Origin of the sequence: Rhodococcus sp. IEGM 1379 (assembly GCF_030056815.1) — a bacterium.
GTDB lineage: Bacteria > Actinomycetota > Actinomycetes > Mycobacteriales > Mycobacteriaceae > Rhodococcus_F.
Map to the genome: position 1 here is coordinate 1 of NZ_JASHKR010000048.1, position 17,790 is coordinate 17,790.

General features: G+C 62.3%; 17 protein-coding genes and 2 tRNA genes. 10 read left to right on the forward strand and 9 right to left on the reverse strand.

Annotated features, from left to right (window positions below; all coding sequences use genetic code 11):
- From QM600_RS20845 to QM600_RS20870, 6 genes are all read left to right on the forward strand, one after another.
- On the forward strand, positions 1-236 hold a 236-nt coding region (locus QM600_RS20845), incomplete at its 5' end, for a DNA gyrase C-terminal beta-propeller domain-containing protein (protein WP_283263460.1).
- The gene (locus QM600_RS20850; RefSeq protein ID WP_283263461.1) at positions 236-1,543 is read left to right on the forward strand and encodes a DUF3566 domain-containing protein; all 1,308 of its coding nucleotides are present in this window, start codon (positions 236-238) and stop codon (positions 1,541-1,543) included. The genes QM600_RS20845 and QM600_RS20850, both read left to right, overlap by 1 nt.
- A 74-nt stretch (positions 1,544-1,617) precedes the next feature.
- Positions 1,618-1,691 (forward strand) — tRNA-Ile (locus tag QM600_RS20855).
- Positions 1,692-1,866: 175 nt separating this feature from the next.
- Positions 1,867-1,939, forward strand: a tRNA-Ala gene (locus QM600_RS20860).
- Positions 1,940-2,230: 291 nt separating this feature from the next.
- On the forward strand, positions 2,231-3,898 hold the full coding sequence (locus QM600_RS20865) for an alpha/beta hydrolase (protein WP_283263462.1): 1,668 nt from the start codon (positions 2,231-2,233) through the stop codon (positions 3,896-3,898).
- 140 nt (positions 3,899-4,038) lie between these two features.
- Positions 4,039-5,304: a lipase family protein gene (locus QM600_RS20870; RefSeq protein WP_502943042.1), complete on the forward strand. Its 1,266-nt coding sequence runs from the start codon at positions 4,039-4,041 to the stop codon at positions 5,302-5,304.
- 54 nt (positions 5,305-5,358) lie between these two features.
- Here QM600_RS20870 and QM600_RS20875 read toward each other — a convergent pair whose 3' ends face one another.
- Positions 5,359-5,709 carry a hypothetical protein gene (locus QM600_RS20875; protein WP_283263464.1) on the reverse strand — a complete coding sequence of 117 codons (351 nt, stop codon included), beginning with the start codon at positions 5,707-5,709 and terminating at the stop codon, positions 5,359-5,361.
- Between the two features lie 93 nt (positions 5,710-5,802).
- Here QM600_RS20875 and QM600_RS20880 point away from each other — a divergent pair, with 93 nt between their 5' ends.
- Together QM600_RS20880 and QM600_RS20885 are read left to right on the forward strand one after the other, a co-directional pair.
- The gene (locus QM600_RS20880; protein WP_283263465.1) at positions 5,803-6,330 is read left to right on the forward strand and encodes a peptidylprolyl isomerase; all 528 of its coding nucleotides are present in this window, start codon (positions 5,803-5,805) and stop codon (positions 6,328-6,330) included.
- 17 nt (positions 6,331-6,347) lie between these two features.
- On the forward strand, positions 6,348-7,295 hold the full coding sequence (locus QM600_RS20885; protein WP_283263466.1) for a rhomboid family intramembrane serine protease: 948 nt from the start codon (positions 6,348-6,350) through the stop codon (positions 7,293-7,295).
- 19 nt (positions 7,296-7,314) lie between these two features.
- Here the strand turns inward: QM600_RS20885 and QM600_RS20890 are convergent, their stop codons facing one another.
- Entirely contained in the window at positions 7,315-7,806 is a 492-nt protein-coding gene (locus QM600_RS20890) for a PH domain-containing protein (RefSeq protein WP_283263467.1), read from the reverse strand.
- 106 nt (positions 7,807-7,912) lie between these two features.
- Positions 7,913-8,176, reverse strand: a complete 264-nt coding sequence (gene crgA, locus QM600_RS20895) for a cell division protein CrgA (protein WP_283263468.1) — start codon at positions 8,174-8,176, stop codon at positions 7,913-7,915.
- 174 nt (positions 8,177-8,350) lie between these two features.
- On the opposite strand from crgA, the gene QM600_RS20900 reads away from it, so the two are divergent.
- A complete protein-coding gene (locus tag QM600_RS20900) occupies positions 8,351-8,992 on the forward strand; it encodes a DUF881 domain-containing protein (RefSeq protein ID WP_502943043.1) in 642 nt (213 codons plus the stop codon).
- 22 nt (positions 8,993-9,014) lie between these two features.
- Positions 9,015-9,686 carry an aminodeoxychorismate/anthranilate synthase component II gene (locus QM600_RS20905; protein WP_169635308.1) on the forward strand — a complete coding sequence of 224 codons (672 nt, stop codon included), beginning with the start codon at positions 9,015-9,017 and terminating at the stop codon, positions 9,684-9,686.
- Positions 9,687-9,706: 20 nt separating this feature from the next.
- On the opposite strand, the gene pknB is transcribed toward QM600_RS20905, so the two are convergent.
- Genes pknB through QM600_RS20935 form a run of 6 tightly spaced genes read right to left on the reverse strand, consistent with a single transcriptional unit; the run spans position 9,707 to position 17,781 of the window.
- Entirely contained in the window at positions 9,707-11,635 is a 1,929-nt protein-coding gene (gene pknB, locus QM600_RS20910) for a Stk1 family PASTA domain-containing Ser/Thr kinase (RefSeq protein WP_283263469.1), read from the reverse strand.
- Complete coding sequence (locus QM600_RS20915; protein ID WP_283263470.1) at positions 11,632-12,978, reverse strand: protein kinase domain-containing protein; 1,347 nt, start codon at positions 12,976-12,978, stop codon at positions 11,632-11,634. The genes pknB and QM600_RS20915 overlap by 4 nt, the downstream gene beginning before the upstream one ends.
- 3 nt (positions 12,979-12,981) lie before the next feature.
- A complete protein-coding gene (locus QM600_RS20920) occupies positions 12,982-14,448 on the reverse strand; it encodes a peptidoglycan D,D-transpeptidase FtsI family protein (RefSeq protein WP_283263471.1) in 1,467 nt (488 codons plus the stop codon).
- A complete protein-coding gene (locus tag QM600_RS20925) occupies positions 14,445-15,896 on the reverse strand; it encodes an FtsW/RodA/SpoVE family cell cycle protein (protein ID WP_283263472.1) in 1,452 nt (483 codons plus the stop codon). Before QM600_RS20925 ends, QM600_RS20920 begins: the two co-directional genes overlap by 4 nt.
- Entirely contained in the window at positions 15,896-17,320 is a 1,425-nt protein-coding gene (locus QM600_RS20930) for a PP2C family protein-serine/threonine phosphatase (RefSeq protein WP_283263473.1), read from the reverse strand. The genes QM600_RS20925 and QM600_RS20930 overlap by 1 nt, the downstream gene beginning before the upstream one ends.
- Positions 17,317-17,781, reverse strand: coding sequence for an FHA domain-containing protein FhaB/FipA (locus QM600_RS20935; RefSeq protein WP_094270607.1), 465 nt, complete (start codon positions 17,779-17,781; stop codon positions 17,317-17,319). Before QM600_RS20935 ends, QM600_RS20930 begins: the two co-directional genes overlap by 4 nt.
- Positions 17,782-17,790: the final 9 nt, after the last annotated feature.

Genomic DNA, 17,790 nt, shown 5'->3' on the forward strand with positions numbered 1-17,790 from the left:
CGCTCATCGTCGACGACGACGACGAGCTGTACGCGATCACCTCGGGCGGCGGCGTTATTCGTACCGCAGCCAAGCAGGTTCGTAAGGCCGGACGCCAGACCAAGGGTGTCCGTCTGATGAACCTCGGCGACGGCGACACCTTGCTCGCAATTGCGCGCAACGCCGACGAACCCGAAGAGATTGCTGCCGAGAACACCGACAGCGCAGACAATGCCGATGGAGCTAAGGAGTCTTAGTGAGCACTCCCAACCAGCCGGGCAGTGACCAGAAGAGCGAGAGCACTTCCGGTTCGACGCCACCGAAGCCGGAGCAGGTAACTGCTCCGGCGGGTGCCGGGGGCTCTAAGCCCCTGGCCGACGCCAAGCCCGACGGGCCTACTGCCGGCGCCAAGGCACCGGTAGAAAAGCAGGCTGCGCCTGTGGCGGACAAGCCTATGGCGCCTGTGGCAGACAAGTCAGCTGCGCCGTTGGCTGGGAAGCCGGCAGCGGCGGGTGCAGAGAAGAGTTCTTCTTCCGTACCCGCGGCCGCCGCGTCGAAGGCTCCCGAAGCCCCGAAGGCTCCCGAGGCTCAGATAGCTCAGGCTCGTGGCAATCAGGCTCCTCCGTGGCAGCGTGGTCAGCAGTCGCCCAAGCAACCGGATCCCCAGCAGCAATCGGGTCCGGCGCAGCAGCGGGAACCTCAGACCAACATCACGCGTCCTGCCGCACCTAGACCTGACGTCAGGAAAGGCCAGCCTGCCCCTGACGTGCGGAAAGGCCAGCCTGCCCCGGCCGCTCAGGCTGGGAAGCCGCAGACCGGTCCAGCGAATCAGCGACCGGCTGACCGTCCTTCTTCCGGTGCGCCGCAGGGTGCAGCGCCGGCAGGCCGTCCGTCCGGCCCACCGCCGGTCCGTCCGGCCGGTCAGCAGACACGGCCGGTGATCACCGGGATCGCCGCACCCAAGGGGCAAAATCTGCCGGCGGGGAATCCTGTTGTGGGAAAACCTGCTGCCGGAAACTCTGCCGCTGGAAGCTCCAAGGCCCCGGGCCCCAAAGCGAAGGCCGCGGCCATCGACGGTCCGACTCGGCACATCAGTCGTAAGGATCTGCCGAAGGACCTGCCGGACCTCTCCGAGGCGAAGCATCCTCTGCCACATGCAGCATCGAGTGACAAATCTCACGTAGCTGCTGGACAAGCATCGGATGGGGCGCCGCTGCGGGCGACTGTGCAGATTCGTCGTATCGATCCGTGGTCCACGCTCAAGATCACATCCGTTATTTCGGTGTCGTTGTTCTTCGTGTGGATGGTGGCTGTGGGCCTCCTCTACGTCGTTCTCGACGGCATGGGCGTCTGGGACCGCCTGAACAACGCGTTCACGGACATCGTGTCGGATTCGAGCTCGGGTGGACTGGTGACGGCCGGGCAGGTTTTCGGTTACTCCGCAGTGATCGGTGTGGCCAACATGGTGTTGTTCACGGCGCTCGTCACGATCGGTTCGTTCATTTACAACCTCTGCAGCGATCTCGTCGGTGGCGTTGAGGTAACTCTCGCCGACCGTGACTGACCTGCGGAAACGTTGCCCCACCGGACCCGTTTTGGTGTTGCGGGACCGGTGGGGTAATCTTTGGACCGGTTCAGGGGCCTATAGCTCAGGTGGTTAGAGCGCTTTACTGATAATGAAGAGGTCGGAGGTTCAAGTCCTCCTAGGCCCACTCCTTGTGCCGAAGAAGGGTTGCTGGAATGAAGGTTTTCCTGCTTGTCGGGGCCGGCGTTCTGGTGTCTCTCGTAGTCACCAAGCTGATCAAAAGTCGGCGCGGAGGCAATGTTTGGCACGATTTGGAAACAGGATAGAACATAGGTACTCTGACTCCGGTCGGAAAACCGAACGGGGCCTTAGCTCAGTTGGTAGAGCGCTGCCTTTGCAAGGCAGATGTCAGGAGTTCGAATCTCCTAGGCTCCACAGTGAAATAGATTGAAAGAAAACACCCGCCCGGGAAACCGGGAGGGTGTTTTTGTATGCCTGGGCCCGTATGCCTGGGCCCGTATGCCTGCCCCGCCATCGAGCGAACGCCACATCCATCGCCTTAGGTGCGCCGAAAGGTACGTTCGCTCTGCCGCTGTGGCGAGCGCAGGCGAAGAAATAGCCCAATGCCCAGGGCTATGGTCGACAAGAGCTCTATCTGGCTCTCTGGGCGAACCGGACGTCCGGGTGGCGAGGCGGTGGCTGCGGTTTTCAGCATACGATTCCCGCATGAAACCTGTGTGGGACCGCCTGCGCCGATACTTCGGGACATTGCATCCCGTCGGCCTCGCCTTTGCTCTGGTCTTTTTTGTGTGGTCGATGACGCCGTCATTGCTTCCGCGTGCCTGGTATTTGCAGGGCGTTGCAACGGGCATCTCCTTGGCGATGGGTTACGCACTCGGAACTCTGATCGCATGGATGGTCCGCAAGTGTGGCGTGGAACCCAAGTGGTCGGAGCGGACGAAGAAGATCGCGTGGTGGGTCATGGCGGCCGCAGCGGTGATTCTGGTCCCGTTGTTCCTGGTTCTCGGGTCATGGTGGCAGCAGATCGTCCGGGATCTGGTGGCGATGCCGCCTGCCAATCAGGCGAACTACCTCCTGGTCTTGATCATTTCGTTGTTCATCTGGTTCATCCTGCTCGAGGCGGCACGGGGCCTCCGCTTCACCACCAATCGTTTGACGCAGGTTGCTCTGCGATTTGTGCCCAAGGAGGCGGCGAAGGTCGCCAGCCTCGTCGTTGTGTTCGCCTTCGGCTTCTTCGTCATCAACGGTGCGCTGTACAACGGGTTGATCGCCTTTGCGAACTGGAGTTTCTCAGGTGCGGACAACGAGACACCCGACGGCATCGAGCAGCCTCTGATTGCCGAGCGCAGTGGTTCGCCTATGTCACCGGAAGCCTGGGACACCCTGGGGCAGGAGGGGCGCACTTTCATGGGTAGCGGGCCCACTGCTGAAGAGATTTCGCAGTTGACCGGGCGTGAGGCGAAACAACCGATCCGGGTGTACGCCGGACGTGAGTCCTCGGATTCGATTCGTGGTGTCGCAGACCGTGTGGTGGCGGAATTGAAGCGCACCGGCGGATTCGATCGTGGAACGTTGGCTGTGGTGACGACGACCGGTCGCGGTTGGGTCAACGAGGATGTGGCGTCGTCGTTCGAGTACGTCGAGGACGGCAACACGGCTATCGCGTCGATGCAGTATTCGTTCCTGCCGAGTCCGTTGGCTTTCATTGCGGACCGTGAGACTCCCCAGGTTGCCGGCCGCGCACTGTTCAACGCGGTGTTTGCCGAGTGGATCGACATGCCTGTCGAGACGCGTCCCAAGCTTGTCGTGTTCGGCGAGAGCCTCGGTTCCTACGGTGGGCAGGCAGCTTTTGCCGGTGCCCAGGACATGATGACTCGGGTCGACGGCGCGCTGTGGGTGGGTACACCCAACTTCACGACGCAGTGGCAGGAAATTACCAACGACCGTGATTCGGGTTCGCGTGAGATTCTTCCCGTGATCGACGGTGGCCAGACGATCCGCTTTGCGGCGGACCCCGAAGACCTCGAATTGAAGGCTGACTGGGAAGACGATCGAATCGTCTACTGGCAGCACGCAAGTGATCCGATTACCTGGTGGTCTTTCGACCTTCTGTTCCACAAGCCGGATTGGTTGCGGGAGAAGCCGGAGGGTCGTGACGTCGATCCAGGGATGACGTGGATTCCGTTGGTGACGTTCTGGCAGGTCACCCTGGACATGGTGTTCTCGGCGGATGTTCCGTCTGGTCACGGGCATAATTACGGCGAAGACGCGGCGGATATGTGGGCGAATATCTTGCATCCAGCAACGTGGACGCCGGAGAACACAAACCAGTTGCGCGCGATCCTGACAACAAATGTGGAGCCCACCAAGTAGTTGAAAGTGGTTGCAGTACACCAATTTAAGTGAGAAACCTTATCGGGCTGACCGAAATGAGGTATATGTTACCCTGCGTTCACTGTGTGTCAGACCACAGTGCACATCGACGTGGGGAGAACGTGAACGTGAAAAGCCCAATGTGGTGGGCCGCCGGCATATCCGTTGCAGCACTGGTTGTCAGTGCTGCAACGGCGCCGTTCGCGGTGGCGGAACCAGCGGATTTCTACACTCCGCCGACGGAATCGCCGGCTGGAAGCAACGGCGATCTCATCAAAGCGGAGCCGATGCCCTTGATACTGAGTGTGCCCGGAAGCAATGGTCCGTGGCCGGCGACCGCCACCAAGATCATGTACCGCAGCGAGGACGCCATAGGCGCTCCCGTCGCAGTCACCGGCACCTACCTCGAGCCGACCAACCCGTGGACCGGACAGGGGGTGCGTCCACTGGTTGCCGTAGCTGTGGGGACACATGGGCAAGGCGACCAGTGTGCGCCGTCCAAGCTGTTCAATACCGGACTCGAGTATCAGTTCCCGACCGACGTGATGATCGGCTACGAGTCGATCTGGGTAAACGCGTTGCTGCTCAACGGCATTGCCGTCGTCGTGACGGATTACGACGGCCTGGGAACTCCCGGCGATCACACCTACGTGAACCGAGCGGCTGAGGCCCATGCGGTTCTGGATTCGGTGCGTGCCGCGCAACAATTGCCCAATGCCAGTATCTCGGGCAATGGTCCCGTCGGCCTGTGGGGTTACTCGCAGGGTGGTGGAGCTGCTGCTGCTGCAACGGAATTGAAGCCGTCGTACGCGCCGGAACTTGATCTGAAGGGCACGTATGCGGGTGCTCCGCCGGCCGATCTGGCGGCAACGCTGGCGCAGGTCGACGGCACGTTCCTCACCGGTGTGATCGGATACGCGCTCAACGGAATTCTGGCTCAGTACCCGGAGGTTGAACCGCTGCTTGATGCAGAGATCAACGATCGCGGTCGGCAGATGCTGGCAGCGACCAAGAATCAGTGCGTCGCGGAGACGGGATTGGCATTTGGATTCCAGAAGTCTTCGAGTTTCACCAAGTCCGGTGAATCGTTGTCGACGGTCCTTGCGCGCCTGCCACTTGCGCAGGAAATCCTGGACGAGCAGAAGATCGGCCATCTGACTCCGACGTCACCGGTCTTGATTCAGCATGGTCGCTCCGACGACATAGTTCCGTTCGGTCAAGGGCAGGAACTTGCCCGCGACTGGTGCAACAACGGTGCGACAGTACAGTTTTCGGTGAACGAATTGCCCCCGATCATTCCGGGAATGGCGATAAACCATGCCACTCCCTATCTGACGGGAACCTCGGAATCTGTCGGCTACATGATCGATCGATTCAAAAACGTTCCGGCACCGTCCAACTGCTGACGGAGCACTGAAAAGCCCCGGAACACTTGGTGTTCCGGGGCTTCTGGCAACAGGTTATGCGGTTTTCTCGTCGATGCGTGGAGGTGTCGACGCCACCGGCGGATGCTCGCGTCGACGGCTCTTGTAGAACACCGCGCCGCCGATCACCGCAACACCGGCGACCACGAAAACGGCGAGACGCTTACGTCCGCGAGGCTTTTCCACCCGCTCGCTCCGGGCTGCCGACTTGGACGGGATTGCCTTGGCGCATTCGACGCCCTTCTTGGCTGCCGCAGCGCCCTGGCGGCCCAGGAACAGTCCGATCTGGCCGGCGCCCCGTGCCACCGACTTCGCGACAACGGCGGCGCAACGCCGAGCATCGGTGGTGGGCAGCTGCGTGCTGATGGACTCGGTCACTCGTGTCATGACTTCACTGTGCCACAGGCGTCGGAGCACAGTTTGCGAACGGATTCAGCGGGGCGGCATCCATGAAAACCCAGACAATGGCACGATGGTGGGGTGACTTCAACTCATCAGACCGCAACCGCAACGCTGCACACGAACCGCGGCGACATCAAGATCGCTCTGTTCGGCAACCATGCGCCGAAGACCGTCGAGAACTTCGTCGGCCTCGCCGACGGCTCGAAAGAGTACAAGACCGAGAACGCATCCGGTACCAAGACCGGCCCGTTCTACGACGGCGCAGTCTTCCACCGTGTCATCGACGGCTTCATGATCCAGGGTGGCGACCCCACCGGAACCGGCCGCGGCGGCCCGGGCTACCAGTTCGGCGACGAGTTCCACCCGGAACTGCAGTTCGACCGCTCCTACCTGCTCGCTATGGCAAACGCCGGCCCGGGCACCAACGGCTCGCAGTTCTTCATCACCGCGGGCCCGACGCCGCACCTCAACCGCAAGCACTCCATCTTCGGTGAAGTTATCGACGAAGAGTCCCGCAAGGTTGTCGACGCCATCTCCACCACCGCTGTCGATCGTTCCGATCGTCCGGTCGAGCCCGTCGTCATCAACAGCATCACCATCTCCTGAACAGGTAAACAACGAAGATGACTAACCCCGGTTGGGGCGGCGGTGCGAGTGAGGGCATCCCGCCCCAACCGCGGTGCGTCCGCCATCAAGATCGACCCACGTCGCTTTCCTGCAATCGTTGTGGCCGCCCGGCGTGCCCGGATTGCCTCCGTGATGCTGCGGTGGGTTACCAATGTGTTGACTGTGTAGCTGCCGGTCAACGCGATATCCGTTCCGTGCGCGGTGTTGCTGGCAATACGGTCAGCCAGACGCCGCCGGTGCCGGTTGTGACGTACACGCTGATGGGCCTGAACGTCCTGGCCTTCCTTGCGACGCTCGTCCAGTCACGCAGCATCATGAACAATCAGGTCGGCTCGTCGATTTTTGCGGACTGGGCCCTCAATCCCGGGCTGGTCGCCAGCGGCGAGTGGTTCCGGTTGATCGGTTCGGGCTTCCTGCATTTCGGGATCCTGCATCTGGCCGTCAACATGTATGCGCTCTACATCCTGGGCCGCGATACCGAAATCGTGATGGGCCGTTCCCGGTACATCAGCGTCTACCTGGTGTCGTTGCTCGGCGGCAGCGCGTCGGTGATGGCATTTCAGCCCGTGTTCTCCGGCGGCGCGGCCAGTTGGACGGCCGGTGCGTCTGGTGCAATTTTCGGGATCATGGGCGCGCAGGCAGTGATCCTGCTGCGCCTGCGTCGTAGCCCGGTGCCGATCATCTCGGTGATCGCGATCAACGTGATCATCAGTATTTCGTTGCCCGGTATCTCGTTCTGGGGTCATGCGGGTGGGCTTCTTGCGGGCGCTGCGGCCACCGCAGCGTTCCTGTACGCCCCGCAGTGGCTCGGCGCCGCTCAGGACCGGGAAAAGTCCGTAAGGATCGGCTGGATCGGTTTGGGGGCCGTAACCGTGGTCATGTTCGGAATCGTCGTGATGCGCGTCGTACAGCTGCGGGAGCAGTACCCCTTCCTTACGGTTTAGATAACTGCCGTCCAGGGAGCTACTTCTCCAGCGGCACCAATCCGTGCACAGTCAGCACGTCGAGGACGTCTTCGGGGTTGGTGCCCAGATCCCAGCGTCCGAAGATCAGGAGTTTCTCGGTATCGGTCGGGCGGTCGACGATGTCGATTTCGAGCATCGGGACGCGTCGGCCCAGACGTGGGTAGCGCACCAACCGCGCACGGTCGATCTGCTCACGGGTGAAGACGTGGCGGGCGAGTAACCTTTGCACGGCAATTGCCGGGGTGCCGTTGTCGTCGATAACGGCGAGTCGTGGTCTTTGCTTCAAGGCGAGTCCGCCCATGACAAACAGCCCAATCACCGCGAGGGCGAGCAGGAAGCGTCCAGCCGTCTCGGTGGGCACCACGATCGTCGCGATCGCGAGTGCGATTCCACCGCCGAACATTGCGTAGACAGCGCTCATCGGAGTGGCCCACGAGACGACGTCCGAGCCGTTGTCGCGAGGCTGTGGATGAAATTCATCCTCGAGCATGTGGATAACTTCCTTAGTTGTCCACAGGAGTTATCCACACTGGGGATGAATGACACCCATGTAATTGATTGACGGTTCTAGGTCGATGCGAATTAATATTCGCAGGTCAGCGCCATTTCATGGTCATGATGAGCCCCACGACCATGAATCCGAAGCCGACCAGGAAGTTGTACGCTCCCAAGTCGTTCATCCATGTGATGGAATCTGCGGCCAAGTAGTACACAATCAGCCAGGCCAGCCCGACAAGCATGAAACCGAGCATCACCGAGACGTACAACGCGCTCGACGGACCCATCTTCACCTTGACCGGAGTTCGGTTGGCCGGATTGATCGTGTAGTCGTTTTTCTTACGTACCTTCGACTTGGGCATAACGTCCTCGCTCTAACGGTGTGACCTGATTGTGTATATACACGCTAACGTAGCTGGGTCCGGCCGGTCACGGGCCGATCGGGGAAAGTCGGGGAGGAAGTAGTGCCGCAGCGTGGAGTGACACAGAATCTCTGGCGCGTCGGAGTACTCGTCGTCTGTCTAGTGGCCGGTCTCATGGTTGCCACAGCGCAGCGATCAGCCGAAGAGAATCAACTCCAGGTCACCGACAGCACCCGCCTGTCCGATCTGGTTCGCAGCGCACAGGCCAATGCCTCCGACGTCTCCGCCACTCGGGACCAGCTCTCGGCGCAACTGAACGCACTCCAGGTCGAGGCCGCGCGATCCGATGCCGGAGTTGCCGACGCACTGGCCGACATCGACGCGATTTCCGTTGACGCCGGCTTGACGTCGATGACCGGTCCCGGTGTCGTCGTCACCATGACGGATGCGCCGCGTAATGCTGACGGCAAATATCCCGTCGACGCCACCCCGGACGACCTGGTTGTCCATCAGCAGGACGTTCAGAGCGTTCTGAATGCTCTGTGGGCCGGCGGTGCCGAGGCAGTCGGTATGCAGGATCAACGGATTGTGAACACGTCGGCTCCGCGGTGTATCGGAAACACGCTGCTACTGCACGGGCGCACCTACAGTCCGCCGTACGTGATGCGAGCAATCGGCAACACCGAACGCCTCGAGGCGGCTCTTGCCGGGGAACCCGGAATCCGGGTCTTCAAGCAGTACGCCACGCGCTTCGGGCTGGGGTACACGCAGGCGAGTTCGGAGCAGATCACGGTGCCCGCCTATACCGGCGGATAACTCGGACGTTTACCCTGCTCTTATGAGGATTCTTGTCGTCGACAACTACGACAGCTTTGTGTTCAATCTGGTTCAGTACCTGGGTCAGCTCGGAACCGAAGCGGTGGTTTGGCGTAACGACGATCCGCAACTGACCGGACCCGGTGCCCTCGAGGCGGCCGCGGCCCAGTTCGACGGCATTCTCCTGAGTCCCGGCCCCGGAACCCCGCAGCGTGCGGGCGTGACGATGGACCTGGTGAAAGTCTGTGCCGAATCCAAGACTCCACTGCTGGGCGTCTGCCTCGGACATCAGGCGATCGGTGCAGCTTTCGGCGCAACGGTCGACCGGGCGCCGGAACTTCTGCACGGTAAGACGAGCCGGGTCAATCACACGGGCGTCGGAGTTCTGGCCGGTCTGCCCGATCCCTTCACCGCGACGCGCTACCACTCGCTGACGGTCCTCGAAGACACCATTCCGGACGAACTCGAGGTCACCGCACACACCGAAAGCGGTGTCGTCATGGCGATGCGTCACCGCGAACTACCGATCCACGGTGTCCAGTTCCATCCCGAATCCGTGCTCACTCAGGGTGGACATCGGATGCTCGCGAACTGGTTGACCGTGTGCGGCGAGGCTCCGCCGGAAGCTCTCGTGAAGGCCCTCGAGGCAGAGGTCGCGTCGGCGCTCGGTGGCGCACTACCCGCGATCCTCTGACTCGGTCCCTACCTTGCTCGTTACCTACCGGGGATTCCCAGCGCGCCGACGCTGACCGTGATGACGGAGTCCTTGGAAATTTCGGACCCAGCAGGCTGAGTCTGCGAGACGATCTTGCCCACCATCTCGGGAACGAGCGTGGTGGTCTGGGTCTGTACCAGCTGTGTTGCCGTTCCCGCCCAACCCGCAGTCCGCAGTGTTGCCAATGCGTCGGACACGTTCTTGTTGGTGAGGTCGGGCATCGCGATCTTGTTGCCGTTGGACACCCGAAGCGTCACGGTCGTGCCCTTGGTTGCCGACGTGCCACCCGCCGGATCGGTAGAGACCACCTGGCCCTTGGGTAGCCCGGAATCGATTTCCGTTATCTGTACGACAAAGCCGGCACCTTCGATGTTGGGCTTCGCGACTTCCTGACGCTGGCCCGTGACGTCGGGGACGCGGACCTGCTCAGGACCGGTGCCGACAGTGATCGAGACTGCCGAATCGAGCGTGACCGAAACACCGACGGCCGGATCTTGATTGACAACCTTGTCCACCTCGGCGACCGTCGACGCTGCCTGACCGATCGTCGGATCCAGTCGCAGACCGACGGCATTGAGCTTTCTTTCGGCGTCGTCCTGGCTCAACCCGGTCAGGCGCGGGATGGCAACCTGCTCGGGCCCGGTGGATACGTCGAGCGTGACGGTGCTGCCCTTCTCGACTCTGACACCGGCCACCGGACGGGTGGTGATGACGTTGCCCGCTGCTACCACCTTGTCGGTCTTCTGCTGACGTTCCACCTGGAATCCAGCGTTCCGAAGTGTCGCTTCGGCGGCATCGGCGGGTTGGTTGGTCAGATTTGCGGGAACGGTCACCATCTCGGTCTGCGGCGAGTTCACGTTCAGCATGAACACGGCGATCAGCGCGAGGACGGCAACGGCCACGAAGCCCATCAGGGCATACCGCAGGCCCTTCTTCTTGGCCGGCGGTTCCGGTGCTCTCCGCTTCGTTGCGGGAGCGACGGGATCTACAGGATCCGGGGCCGTGCGGAAGTTACCGGTGTCGCTGCCGACGGAACCGAGGATGGTGGTGCGGTCCTCGTCGTTCATGACCATCGGTGCACTCGGGCGTTGGCCACCCAGCACCCGAACCAGATCACTGCGCATGTCGCCGGCGCTCTGGTACCGGTTGGCGGGGTTCTTGCTCATCGCCTTGAGGATGATCGAATCCAACTCACGCGGAATGTCGCGGTTGACCTCCGACGGCGTGGGCGGGTCTTCACGGACATGCTGATACGCCACGGCAACCGGAGAGTCTCCGGAGAAGGGCGGCTCACCGGTGAGGACTTCGAACAGCACACAACCGAGCGAGTAGACGTCCGAACGTGCGTCGACCTGCTCACCGCGGGCCTGCTCAGGTGAGAGGTACTGGGCGGTGCCGATCACTGCCGCCGTCTGCGTCATCGGACTGGACGCGTCGGAGATGGCTCGGGCGATACCGAAGTCCATCACCTTCACGGCGCCGGCGCGGTTGATCATGATGTTGGCGGGCTTGACGTCGCGGTGGACGATGCCGTTGCGATGGCTGAAGTCCAGCGCGGCGCACACGTCCGCGATCACTTCCATTGCATGACGAGGCGCCATCGGCCCGTTGCTGCGCACGATGTCACGCAGGGTATCGCCGTCGACGTACTCCATCACGATGTACGGCAGGGGCCCGGCTTCGGTCTCGGCTTCACCCGTGTCGTAGACAGCGACGATCGCGGGATGGTTCAGTGCGGCGGCATTGTGCGCTTCACGACGGAACCGCAAGTAGAACGTTGGGTCACGCGCGAGGTCGGCTCGCAGAACCTTGATAGCCACGTCGCGGCTGAGTCGCAGGTCGCGCGCCAGATGAACTTCGGACATTCCACCGAAGCCGAGAATCTCCCCCAGTTCGTATCGGGAGGAGAGATTGCGGGGTGTCGTCATTCTTCGTTTCCTAGCGGTTTTTCTGCAGCGTTCGACTCGGTCGTCGTGGTGGTGGTCGTGGTGGTCGTGGTGGTTGTCTTGGTCGGTTCAGTTGTCGTGGTGGTCGTCGGAACCGTTGTTGTGGTTGTCGTCGTCGGAACCGTGGTGGTGGTTGTCGTCGTCGGAACCGTGGTGGTGGTCGTCGGCTCGGTTGTCGTAGTCGTGGGCCGAGTCGTTGTCGTGGTGGGTTTGGTCGTCGTTGTCGTCGGCTTGGTCGTCGTCGACGACACCACAGCTGGGGTGGAGTTGTCCGAGCTGTCCGTGGCAATCCAGACGCCGCCGATGATCAGTGCCAGTGCGATCAATCCGCCGCCGGCCCAGGCCATCGCCTTCTGACCACTCGTCAGCCCGCCGGCATCCGCCGCCGCGGTGTACCCCGTAGCCGCATACCCCGCGGTGGGCGCCAATATCTGTGTTGCGCCGGTCGGGGTCGCGGATCCGCCGTGCGCCAAACCTGGTGGCGGCGGACGCCTTCCGGCCCGTACCGCGGCAACGGCGTCGGCGAACTCGCCGCCGTTGGCATAACGACCGGAGGGATCCTTGGTTAGCGTGATGTCGATGAGTTCGCGAATATTCGGGGGCAGGTCCGCCGGCATCGGAGCCGGAATTTCCTGCACGTGCTTCATCGCGACGGTCAATGCACCGTCGCCCGTGAAGGGTCGTCGTCCGGAAAGTGCTTCGTAACCAACGATTCCCAGTGAATACACGTCACTGGCGGCGGTGGCATCCTGGCCCAGGGCCTGCTCGGGAGCGATGTACTGGGCGGTGCCCATCACCATTCCCGTACGCGTGACGGGTGAGTTCTCGACGGCCTTCGCGATACCGAAGTCGGTGATCTTGACCTGGCCGGTGGGGGTGATGAGGATGTTGCCGGGCTTCACGTCACGGTGCACGACACCTGCGTCGTGGGCGATCTGCAGTGCGCGTCCGGTCTGCTCGAGCATATCGAGGGCATGCGGAACAGCAAGGCGGCCGACGCGTGAGAGAACGGCGTTGAGGGGTTCACCGTTGACCAGTTCCATTACCAGGTAGGCAGTGGAATCGCCGGAGCTGTCCCGAGTCTCGCCGTAATCGTAGATTCCCGCGATGCCGGGGTGATTGAGCTGAGCTGTCGTCCGAGCTTCGAACCGGAAGCGCTCCAGGAACTCCGGATCGGAGGAGAACTCAGACTTCAGTACCTTGACGGCGACGCGTCGATTGAGTCGTGAGTCTGTTGCTTCCCAGACCTGGCCCATTCCGCCGGTAGCGATGAGCCGGTTCAGTCGGTAACGATCGGCGATCAAAGCGCCGTTGTTCAACGCCATGGTTCAGCCCCCTTGTATTCCGGCTGCGATTACTGCGCGACCGATCGGTGCAGCCACCGAGCCACCGGTAGCGGCAAGTCCACGGTCGCCACCGTTCTCGACGATGACGGCGACTGCGACCGTCGGATTCTGAGCTGGTGCAAAAGCGATGTACCAGGCGTGAGGCGGTGTTTCCCGCGGATTCACACCATGTTCGGCCGTGCCAGTCTTGGATGCGATCTGGACGCCCGGGATCTTGCCTTCGCCGCCGGTGAAGTTTTCCGAACCGATCATCAATTCAGTCAACGTTGCAGCCACGGCCGGTGAGACGGCTTGGCCCATCGACACCGGAGCCGGGGAACTGAGATCGGTCAGATCCGGTGCCTGCAATTGGGAAATCAGATTCGGTTGCATCCGCACACCGCCGTTGGCGACGGTCGCGGCTATCACCGCGTTTTCCAGAGGCGTCACGGCGACGTCCCGCTGACCGATGCTGGTCTGGCCGAGCGCCGCGTCGTCGGGAATGTCGCCCACAGTGCTGTCGGCGACGGGCAACGGGATGGCCGGAGTGTTGGGGCCGATACCGAAAGCCTTGGCTTCGTCCTTGATGGCTCCCGCACCGTCCTTGATGCCCAATTCGACAAACGCGGTGTTGCAGGAACGCGCGAACGCGTCACGTAGCGACGCCGTCGGATTGGGTCCGCAGGTGCTTCCGTTGTAGTTCTCGAGGGTGGTGTTGGTTCCGGGCAGCGTGATCTGCGGCGCCGCGGTCAGCTGGTCGTCCGGGGTTGCACCGCCCGTCAGAGCGGCAGCGGTGGTGATCACTTTGAACGTGGAACCGGGTGGGTAGGTCTGCGAGATGGCACGGTTCACCAGGGGGTCGGCCGGGTCGGCGTTGAGCGCGTCCCAGGCCTGCGTGGTTTCGGCGCCGTCGTGGCTCGCGAGCTTGTTGGGGTCGTAGCTCGGCGTGCTCACCATGGTCAGGATTCGGCCGGTGCTCGGTTCGATTGCGACGACGGAACCGGTGTAACCCTTGCTGGTCAACTGGTCGTAGGCGACCTGCTGCATTGCCGGATTGAGCGTTGTCACGACGTTGCCGCCACGCGGATCGCGTCCGGAGACTATGTCGAAGAAGCGCTGACCGAACAACCGGTTGTCGGAGCCGTTGAGGATGGGATCCTCGGTGCGTTCGAGGCCCGCGCTGCCGTATTGCATCGAGTAGAAGCCGGTGACCGGGGCGTACGGGTACGGATTGGGGTACTGGCGCAGGTACTTGTACCGATCGTCGGTGGACTGGGAAGCAGCCAGCACCTGTCCGGCAGCCGAGATCTGACCACGTTGGCGTGAGTACTCGTCGAGCAGCACCCGTGAGTTGCGTGGGTCGGCTCGCAGGTCATCGGCTTTGATGACCTGGACGTACGTGGCATTGGCGAGGAGCGCGACAACCATCAACATGACGGCCATCGCGACGCGGCGCAGGGGAGTGTTCATACGCGCGGCATCATCTCGGTGTGGGCGTCGGCGATCGGGGGTGGCCCCTTCTTCTTGGCAACTACCGGTGCGCGGGCGGCATCGGAGATTCGAATGAGAATTCCCAGTAGGAGGTAGTTCGCGAGCAGCGAAGAACCGCCGTATGACATGAACGGTGTGGTCAGACCGGTCAACGGAATTAGCTTGGTGACGCCACCGACCACGACAAAAATCTGGATCGCAATGGTGAACGACAAACCGGCGGCGAGCAGTTTGCCGAAGCTGTCACGCACGGCCAGCGCGGTACGGAGGCCACGAACGATGAGCAGCAGGAACAACATCAGAACCGCAGCGAGACCGATGAGGCCCAGTTCTTCGCCGATAGTCGCGATGATGAAGTCGGTTTTGGCGAACGGCACCTGATTGGGGCGTCCACTGCCCAGGCCGGTACCGGCGATTCCGCCCGTAGCCAGGCCGAACAGTGACTGGGAAATCTGATAGCCGGTGTTGGCGTAGTCGCCGAGCGGATCGAGCCAGGTGTCGACGCGAACGCGGACGTGCGCAAACATCTTGTAGGCGAAGAAGAATCCGATGGCCAGCAGACCGCCGCCGATCACGAGCCAGCCCACACGCTCGGTGGCGATGTACAGCATCACCAGTACGGTGCTGAAGAGCAGCAGCGACGTACCGAGGTCGGTTTCGAACACGAGCACGCCGACGGACACGATCCACGCGAGCAGGATCGGGCCGAGGTCGCGGGCACGAGGAAAATCCATGCCCAGGAAGTGCTTACCGGCGCTGGTGAACAGATCACGTTTGGCCACCAGGACCGACGCGAAGAAAATGATCAGCAAAATTTTGGCGAACTCACCGGGCTGAATGCTGAATCCAGGCAAGCGAATCCAGATCTTTGCGCCATTCACACTGGAGAACCGGGCCGGCAGAATCGCGGGGATCGCCAAGAACACCACGCCGGCGAGGCCCAGCGTGTAGCTGAACCGCGCCATCAGGCGGTAGTCCTTCAAGAACACAAGCAGCAGAACAAAACCCGCGATCGCGAGTGCTGTCCACAGCACCTGCTGGTTCGCGTCCGGCGACGGTGGCGCGACGCCGTTGTACAGCGCTGTCTGCTCGTCAGCCAAGTCCAGGCGGTGAATGAGCACCAAACCGAGGCCGTTGAGCAGCGCCACGATCGGGAGCAGTAACGGGTCCGCGTACGGCGCATACCGTCGGATTGCCAAGTGCGCGATCAGAAAAAGACCCGTGTACGTCAAGGCGTACTTTGCCAGATCGAGGGTGATCTTCTGTTCCTGGCTAGCTTCGACCAACAGCAACGACACCGTCGTGATGACGACGGCAAATCCGAGCAGCAACAGTTCCGTGTTGCGCCGAGTCGACTGGACCGGCGCCGGGGCAAAACCTCCGGGCGGGCTCGGAAAAGCCATCCCGGCGGCGGCGTTGGACGACATCAGTTGACCGTCCTGCAAGTCTGACCGGGTATTCCGGTCGGAGTCGGCGCAGGGGTGGGAGTCGCTGTTGCCGGAGGTGCGGGAGGTACCGGTTCACCGGGAGCCGGCGGTGCTGCAGTCGGAGGCGGTGTCGGTTGCGGCGTCGTGGTTGCCGGAACCGGTTCGCAGCGAGGCAGGAGATCGCCGCCGATGAGTCGGATCATCTGACTCTGGGCGTCCTGGCGATTGCCCGACGGGAGTCCGGTTCGGACCTGTTCCTGCGCCGACGGTGCCAGATCGGTCACCTCGAGGACGTTGCAGTCACTCGGGATGGCGTTGGGCGGGACGAGCGTCAGGACGTCGTCGTCACCAACACAGCCGATCAGATCGGCTTCCTGCAGTGAGTAGCCGAGGACGGAACCGGGGATTCCGCGCAGCACCGTGACACGGCCCTCGTCAGCTCCGACGTAGTAGTTGTTGCGGATGACTGTGCGGCCGATGACGGCACCGACGCCGATCACAGCAAGCAGCACCACGGCGAGAACTACCCACCACAACCGGTTTCGCTTCTTCTTGGGCTCGGGTTCGGGCACAGAAACAACACGCTTGGGTGTCGCGCGCGGCGGTCGCATGGCTGCGGCTCGGCCCGCGGCAGTGTTGGGAGGAGGAGTGAACTCTTCTTCCTCCGTGGACGCAGCACCGGCAACGATGGGGCGGGACTGCCCGTAATCGAGGTCGATGACGTCGGCCACCACAACTGTGACGTTGTCGGGACCGCCACTGCGGAGTGCCAATTCGATGAGGCGATCAGCGCACTGCTCCTGCGAGCCCTCACGCAGCGTGTTCTCGATGGTTTCGTCACTGACCACGTCGGACAGACCGTCGGAGCAGAGCAGGTAACGGTCACCGGCGCGGGCTTCGCGCACGGTGAGCGTCGGCTCGATCTCGTTGCCGGTCAATGCCCGCATGATCAGGGATCGCTGCGGATGCGTGTGCGCCTGTTCGGCCGTGATCCGACCTTCGTCGACCAGCGACTGAACAAACGTGTCGTCGCGAGTGATCTGCGTCAGATGATCGTCGCGCAGCAGGTACGCGCGCGAGTCACCGATATGGACGAGCCCGAGTTTACTGCCGGAAAAGAGGATCGCGGTGAGCGTGGTCCCCATGCCGTCGAGTTCAGGTTCTTCCTCGACGTGATCGGCGATGGAATCGTTGCCCTCACGAGTCGCTGCCTCGAGCTTGCCCAGCAGGTCCTCGCCAGGTTCGTCGTCGTCGAGATGCGCCAATGCGGCAATCATCAACTGGGATGCGACTTCGCCGGCCGCGTGGCCACCCATACCGTCGGCCAATGCCAACAGGCGAGCGCCTGCGTACACGGAGTCTTCGTTGTTGGAGCGCACGAGACCGCGGTCACTGCGCGCCGCGTAGCGGAGAACAAGGGTCACGGGCGCAACTCGATTACGGTTTTTCCGACACGAACCGGGGTTCCCAGCGGAACTCGCACAGCCGTGGTGACCTTTGCCCGGTCGAGATACGTGCCGTTGGTAGAACCGAGATCTTCTACGTACCAGTCGGCACCGCGCTGCGAGAGCCGCGCATGACGCGTCGACGCGTAGTCATCGGTCAGGACAAGAGTTGAATCGTCGGCGCGCCCGATCATGACGGGTTGTGCACCCAACGTGATGCGAGTGCCGGCAAGAGCGCCCTGTGTGACCACCAGATATCGAGGAACCTTCGTTTTGCCAAGTGACGGAAGGACTTTTCCGGCGCGGGCGTACCGCGCGGGAACCCGAACTCCGGAGCCGGCATAGATATCCGACCGCAGGGTGCGCAACACCGCCCAGACGAACAGCCACAAGAGAAGCAGGAAGCCTGCCCGTGTGAGTTGCAGAATCAGGCCCTGCACGGCTGTCCA